Raw genomic sequence first — 6,645 nt, 5'->3', positions numbered from 1 at the left:
AACTCATGCAACGACCAATATCACTGACTGCGATCGCATCTTATTTTTAGGTGCTGGTGGCAAACTATGTTACTTCGGAGATCCTCACGAAGCACTCACCTTTTTTGGAGTCAAAGATTTTGCCAATATTTATATCAAGCTCCAACAAGATAATGAGATCGATTTCTACGTAAAATCGTATCAAGATTCGGCCTATTTTCAAAAGTACATTGCTAATACCTTCAATCCTCATGCCAGCGCGAGATCTAGTTTGATGATGCCAACGGCTAAACAGGCTCAGGCGATCGACCAATGGCGGATTTTTACCCAACGTTATTTCAAGCTGATTACTCGCGATCGGGTGAATTTAGGGCTGGCTTTATTGACAGTTCCAGTCAGTATCAGCTTACTCAATTTGTCATTACACAACAAAAATCCCTTTGTCTTAGATGGTGCCGTCAATGTGGGATCGCCAGGTTTAGCATTGCGCGCAATCTTCGTGATTACTTGTGCATCTTTATGGGTTGGACTATCTAGTTCTGCACAGGAAGTAGTGAAGGAATCGGCAATTTATTTAAGAGAAAGATTGGTCAATCTCCGCTTGCGATCGTATTTAGGCTCTAAGATTAGCGTGCTGGCAACTCTGGCGATCTGTCAAACTATTTTAATCTCACTCGCGATTTCACTAGGGTTTAAATCTGCTAATTCAGCTTTGATTAATTGGCAATTAGGAATTTTTGTTAGTACTTTCCTTACACTCGTCGCTAGTTTTAGCCTGGGTCTATTGGTATCTGCTGTTGTCAAAAATAGCAATCAAGCCAATGGTGCATTACCTTTGCTATTATTACCACAAATCATTTTTTCGGGAGTATTATTTAAGCTTGAAGGTATAGGCACATTCATTTCATATCTAATGTTAAGTCGCTGGGCGATCGGATCTTATGGCACGATTATTAATATCAATCAATTGTTACCAGCTAATCTGCGCACAGGTAGGATCGAAGATATGCCTTTTCCAACTGGTAGCGCGTACCAATCTACTTGGTCGAATTTAAGTTTAAACTGGCTGATGTTATTGGTGCATATTATTACTTGTTGGCTCATTACTGCTTGGATTCAAAAGAAAAAAGATATTTTGTAGAGATTCGATCTGCGTGGCAATTTGGGTTAGCGAATAGCACTCATGGTTGGAGTCTGGAAAAATGTAGCCGCATCCTTGAGAATATTTTCACTCCAGATCTTTTCTTTTTTGAGAAAAGCTAGATCTGTCGATCGCTTTTCTGCTCTGATTGCGATCGTACCCAATGTGTAAGCTTCAGCTTCTTGTCCCTGCTTGTAAAGTGCCACAGCTAATCCTAGTTGAGCATCAGCATCTTTTGTATTTAAAGTTAGAGCTTTACGCCAAGACTGGATTGCCCCAGACGGATCGCCAAGGTCATATTTGACGAAGGCAAGATTGTTGTGTGTATCAGCATTATTAGGATTGAGTTCGCTCGCTCGATTATAATCAGCTAAAGACCCCTGAAGATCGTTGAGCTTCATATACTTGATCACACCGCGATTCATGTACGCATTAGCATTCTTGGGATCGATCTGGATTGCCCGATCGAAGTCAGCTAATGCTCCTGGTGTATCATTGAGTTTGGTCGTTTTTAGAGCACCGCGATCAATATAAAAGTCAGCAAAATTAGGATTGAGTTGGATCGATTGATCGAAGTCGGCTAAGGCTCCTTGTGAATCATTCAGTTTATTTGTTTTCAGAGCACCGCGATTGTAATAACCATCGGCATAATTGGAATCGATCTGGATTGCCCGATTATAATCTGCTAGTGCTGCTGAAGTATTATTCAGTTTGTATTCTTTTAGAATACCACGATTGCGATAAGCATTAGTATGCTTAGGATCGATTTTGATCGCCCGATTGTAGTCAGCCAATGCTCCTTGTCCGTCATTCAGTTTATTCGTTTTTAAAAAACCACGATTGACATAAGCATTAGCATAATCAGAGTTAATTTTAATCGCCCGATTGTAGTCACCTAATGCCCCTTGTGTGTCATTCAATTTTTCAGTTTTCAGAGCACCACGAACGAAATAAGCAGCATCATAGTCGGGGTTGATTTGAATTGCCCGATTGTAGTCACCTAATCCTCCTTTCGTGTCATTCAACTTATCAGCTTTTAGAATACCTCGAACTAGATAAGCTTTAGCATGATTGGGGTCGATTTGAATCGCCTGATCACAGTCGGCTAATGCGCCTGACGTGTCGTTCAGTTTGGATACCTTGAGAACACCCCGATCGACATAAGCATTGGCATCCTTGGGATTAATTTCGATCGTCTGGTTGTATTTAGCTAGGGAAGCTCGATCTTCTTTACTGACAGCTTTGGGAGTAGCTGCTGGCAGGGTTGATGACACTTTTTTGGGCTGGATCGACGCTGTTTTGGGGGTAGGTGGGGTGAATAATCTCGATAATAGGAATAAACTCACCAATCCAGCACCGATCGGCACAGCCCATTTAAGCAGCTTGGATTGATCGATCTGTTTGTTCGCTAATGCTTGCTGTGGTTGTGGCGGAGCTTGAATATTCGCAGATGATGAATTTGCGGATACGGGTGGAATATAAGTAGGCGAAGGTGTTTGCGCTGCTACTTTTGCTCCTTTCGGCACTGGCATAATAATTGTTGAGGCAACTGGATTGGCTGTGGGCATTACTGTCTGTGCCAGCAGATCGATGGCGACGATCGACTCCATGGCATTGGGATAGCGATCAATCTGCCGTGGTGCGACCATTTTAGCGAGGAGATCGGCCCATCGATCGCTCACGACACAAAGATGCTGCCATTTGAACTCCAAAGCATCCTCATCGAACAATTCGCTGGGAAGCTTGCCAGTCAGACATTGCAAGGCAATCGCCCCCACCGCATAGATATCGCTAGCCGCGGTTGGATAGCCCATCGCTTGTTCGGAGGGCATATATCCAGTCGTACCGATCCTGATCGATTTAGCGATTGGGGCATTAGAGATCTGCAAATTTGTGTGCCGAACTTCCTTGATGGCACCGAAATCAATTAAGACTAGCTGTCGATCTCGCGATCTCCGAATGATATTGTCAGGCTTGAGATCGCGATGAACGATCCGCTGACGATGAACTTCAGTCAATACCACCAAAATTTTGCGGACAATGGCGATCGTTTCAGATTCGGATAATCGACGCGTACCTAATTCCTGAGTGAGCGTTTGTCCTTCAATGAATTCCTGTACTAAATAAAACTCCCGATCCTCCTCAAAGTAGGCATATAAAGTCGGAATCAGATCGGTTTTCTCTCCCAACTTGGCAAGCGTGACGCCTTCATTCTCAAATAGCCGCCGCGCAAATTCCAATACACCCGGATTGGTATTTTGGGGCTTGAGGTGTTTGACAACTACTCGTCGTTTGTCAGGGTAATCCTCATCGATCGCAATATATGTTTCGCCAAATCCTCCCGCAGATAAGCGATTTTCGATCCGATAGCGATTGCGGAGGAGATGACCGGACTGCATGATTTGTGCTAGCTATAATGCTTTGTATTTTAACTTGATTCCGTTATCTTGCTCTAACCCTTGCCAGTTCAGCAGTGGAGCACCGGATCTCAACACAAATTTGTCCGAATCGCCTTGTCCCGATCGCTCCTGAAAGTAGATCGGAATCCAACTATAGATCGATCTAATAAAAAGGTAGTCATTTCCTGTATTTTTATGTCGATTGGAGGGTTTTATAGAGAAAAATGGTTACACAGTGAAACATTTCGCTATTATCAAGATTAGGTCGTTTTGTCGCCTAGGGCACGATCGATTGATTTTGCGAAGGCAACGGCGGTACAAACGCTCTCAACCATCAACTTATATCAGCAGGTGTAACCCAGTGAAAACCCAAATCAAAGAACATGCTCGGCTGCAATGGATTAATCTAGATACCGATCTACCCGCGATCGATGATGGTAGCGATGTGATTGAGAGTTTAACTCAAACCCCTAAAACTTTATCATGTCGATATCTCTATGACGATCGTGGCTCCGAATTATTTGAGCAAATCACCGATCTCCCTGAATATTATCCCACTCGCACCGAACAAGTCATCCTCGATACCTATGTTTCAGAAATTATCGAATTAACTGGAGCCTGCGAACTCGTCGAACTCGGTAGTGGTAGCTCGCGTAAAACGCACACCCTACTGACAGCCTACAGTCAACTCGATAATCCCCTGCATTATTACCCGATCGATGTCAGTGCTGGCATTCTCCGCACTACTGCACTCAATTTATTAGACTCCTATCCCCTGCTTAATGTTTGCGGTGTCGCGGGCACTTACGAACGCGCGCTTGCCAATCTCCCGCCCCGCATTATCGAAAACCGGATGCTGATGTTCTTGGGAAGTACGATGGGAAATCTCGACGATCGAGACAGAGATATCTTCCTGACTCAAGTCAAACAGGCTCTCCAACCTGGGGAATTCTTTCTTTTGGGTGTCGATCTCCAAAAACCGATCGGCATCCTTGAAGCCGCTTATAACGATGCTCAAGGCGTCACTGCTGCTTTCAATCTCAATGCTTTACAACATCTGAACGATCGTTTTGATGGTAATTTCGACCTCGATAATTTCGCTCATTTAGCCTTCTTTAATCCCACTGCCAGTCAAATCGAAATGCACCTCAAGAGTTTGACAGATCGAACAGTCAAACTTAAAGCTCTTGACTTAGAAATCTCATTCAAACCAGGAGAAACAATTCACACCGAAATCTCTCGCAAGTTCCATCTTCCCACTTTGGAGGATACCCTCACTGCTCATGGATTTCCGCCACTCAAAATTTGGACAGACGCTCAATCTTGGTTCGGTTTGATCCTCTGTCAATCTCAATAAATTTAGCGACGCTGAATTGAAATATGATTTTTTACTTCCGATAAAATTAGCGTTCCTTTTTGCTTTTGCCGACTCCCATTCGCGTTGGCAAAGCATCTGCTTCAGCAGCAGCGTCTCAGTATGAGAATTTTCGATGCTCATCTATTTACTTAGGTCGTAAAACATGGAAGCATTTTTAGACACACTGAAAAATCTCAATTTTAATTATACTGGCATCCCCATTGGCAAAATCATTGCAGCGATCGTCATTCTGACACTGACACAGACATTAAGACGATTTTTGGTATCGGGAATTATCAAAGGGATTGAGCGATTCACCCGCCGAACTCAGACAGTACTAGATGATGAATTGGTAGAGGTGCTCAAGCCATCTTTAAGCTGGTTGATTCTGATTGGTGGACTGTGGATAATTAAGGTGATTTGGGCACAAGAAATTGGAGTTCAATTTAGTGATGCGATCGATAAAGTACTTAACTATATAGTGGTTTTTATCACTGCGTATGTTGTCTACCGCTGCGCGTCCATCTTCGGGCAAATAATTGCTAATTTGTTACTACGTACTGATACGGAGCTTGATGAATTACTCAAACCCTTGATGCCCAAAATTTTTCAAGCGGTAGCAATCATCTTTATCACAATTAAGATTAGTGAGATATTTTTAGGACAATCAGCAGGGGCATTAGTTGGGTTACTCGGTGGTGCTGGGATCACCATCGGTTTACTACTAAAAGATATTGTTTATGACTGGTTTTGTACGGTAATTATCTACTCTGATAATCTTTACCGAGAGGGTGATTGGGTGGGAATGACAGGCATAGATGGTTTTGTTGAAATCAAAAAGATTGGATTTAGAACCACAACTCTACATCTAGCAAAGTGGGGTTCGATTATGAAAATGCCGAATTCTAAAATGATTACTGGGATCATTGATAATTGGTCACAAAATCCTGGTGAGGAGTTAAAATGGGGGCTAAATTTAGTTCTGAAAATTGATAATCTTTCCGCACGCCAAACCGCCAGGATTTGCGATCTCATCCAAGAAATGCCCAAGTCTATTCCTGGTTTGATCCCATCATGCATAGTCAGATTCAAGAGTATCCAAAACAATGCCCGCGTCATTGAAATTATGGCATACGTCAATGATGACAATCTTTATTTTGATGCCGAGAAGAACTTGAATTTAGCAATCTTAGAACTACTAGAACAAGAGGGTATCGATTTCTTGGATGTTAAACTAGAAACCGATCCAGGTAAATACAAACCAACTCAGCACGCAACTAGTAATTGATGGGACTATTCAGCTATAGGGTGATATGTTTAAAGCCCCTGGTGGAGAGAAATTCGAGCATACTGATAGGGCGATTCTCGTTCCGTAATGCCAAAGGCAAGGCTCTGCCAACGCGAAGCGTCTGCCTGCACAGTATTAGGCGACACTGTTTGATTGGGTTCTTCCGAGCTTTTGGTGAAAGTGGCCGATTGATCGGCGAGACAAGATCAGCTACAGAGTCAGCAGAAAACGTTTAGTGAGTAAATCTAGTCCAGCACATCCATATTCCTAATTTCTTGTTATTGTTGAACTCGGTGTTAACAAAACAAAGAAGCCGATGTCATCAGACATCGGCTTCTTGTGAATATTAAGCTTGGCATCGAGCTATTTTGACAGGGGGCAACCCCCCAACTATCGTCGCCGCAATAGCGTTTCACCTCCGAGTTCGGGAAGGGATCGGTGTGGTTCCACTATGCCATAGACACCAAGCAGGTGTACTGGT

At 43.2% G+C, this 6,645-nt stretch carries 4 protein-coding genes and 1 rRNA gene; 3 read left to right on the top strand and 2 right to left on the bottom strand.

Features of this window, described 5'->3' with window-relative positions:
* On the top strand, nucleotides 1-1,120 hold a 1,120-nt coding region (locus RMO27_RS21825), incomplete at its 5' end, for an ABC transporter permease (RefSeq protein ID WP_309736553.1).
* A gap of 26 nt (nucleotides 1,121-1,146) precedes the next feature.
* Here the strand turns inward: RMO27_RS21825 and RMO27_RS21820 are convergent.
* Nucleotides 1,147-3,519, bottom strand: coding sequence for a tetratricopeptide repeat protein (locus tag RMO27_RS21820; protein WP_309736551.1), 2,373 nt, complete (start codon nucleotides 3,517-3,519; stop codon nucleotides 1,147-1,149).
* A 361-nt stretch (nucleotides 3,520-3,880) separates the two neighbouring features.
* Here RMO27_RS21820 and egtD point away from each other — a divergent pair, with 361 nt between their 5' ends.
* On the top strand, nucleotides 3,881-4,876 hold the full coding sequence (gene egtD / locus RMO27_RS21815) for an L-histidine N(alpha)-methyltransferase (RefSeq protein ID WP_309736549.1): 996 nt from the start codon (nucleotides 3,881-3,883) through the stop codon (nucleotides 4,874-4,876).
* Between the two features lie 163 nt (nucleotides 4,877-5,039).
* Nucleotides 5,040-6,164, top strand: a complete 1,125-nt coding sequence (locus RMO27_RS21810; RefSeq protein WP_309736546.1) for a mechanosensitive ion channel domain-containing protein — start codon at nucleotides 5,040-5,042, stop codon at nucleotides 6,162-6,164.
* A 350-nt stretch (nucleotides 6,165-6,514) separates the two neighbouring features.
* Here RMO27_RS21810 and rrf read toward each other — a convergent pair.
* Nucleotides 6,515-6,632 (bottom strand): 5S ribosomal RNA (gene rrf, locus RMO27_RS21805).
* Nucleotides 6,633-6,645 lie beyond the last annotated feature (13 nt).

It is taken from the genome of Chamaesiphon sp. OTE_75_metabat_556 (assembly GCF_031378165.1).
Classification (GTDB): domain Bacteria; phylum Cyanobacteriota; class Cyanobacteriia; order Cyanobacteriales; family Chamaesiphonaceae; genus Chamaesiphon.
Note: the sequence above shows the minus strand (reverse complement) of the source record. Positions and strands in the feature narration are given on the sequence as shown.

Excerpts from the sequence above, each read along its gene's own strand:
- RMO27_RS21810 (WP_309736546.1), top strand. The coding sequence starts at position 5,040 with ATGGAAGCATTTTTAGACACACTGAAAAATCTCAATTTTAATTATACT.
- RMO27_RS21820 (WP_309736551.1), bottom strand. The coding sequence starts at position 3,519 with ATGCAGTCCGGTCATCTCCTCCGCAATCGCTATCGGATCGAAAATCGC.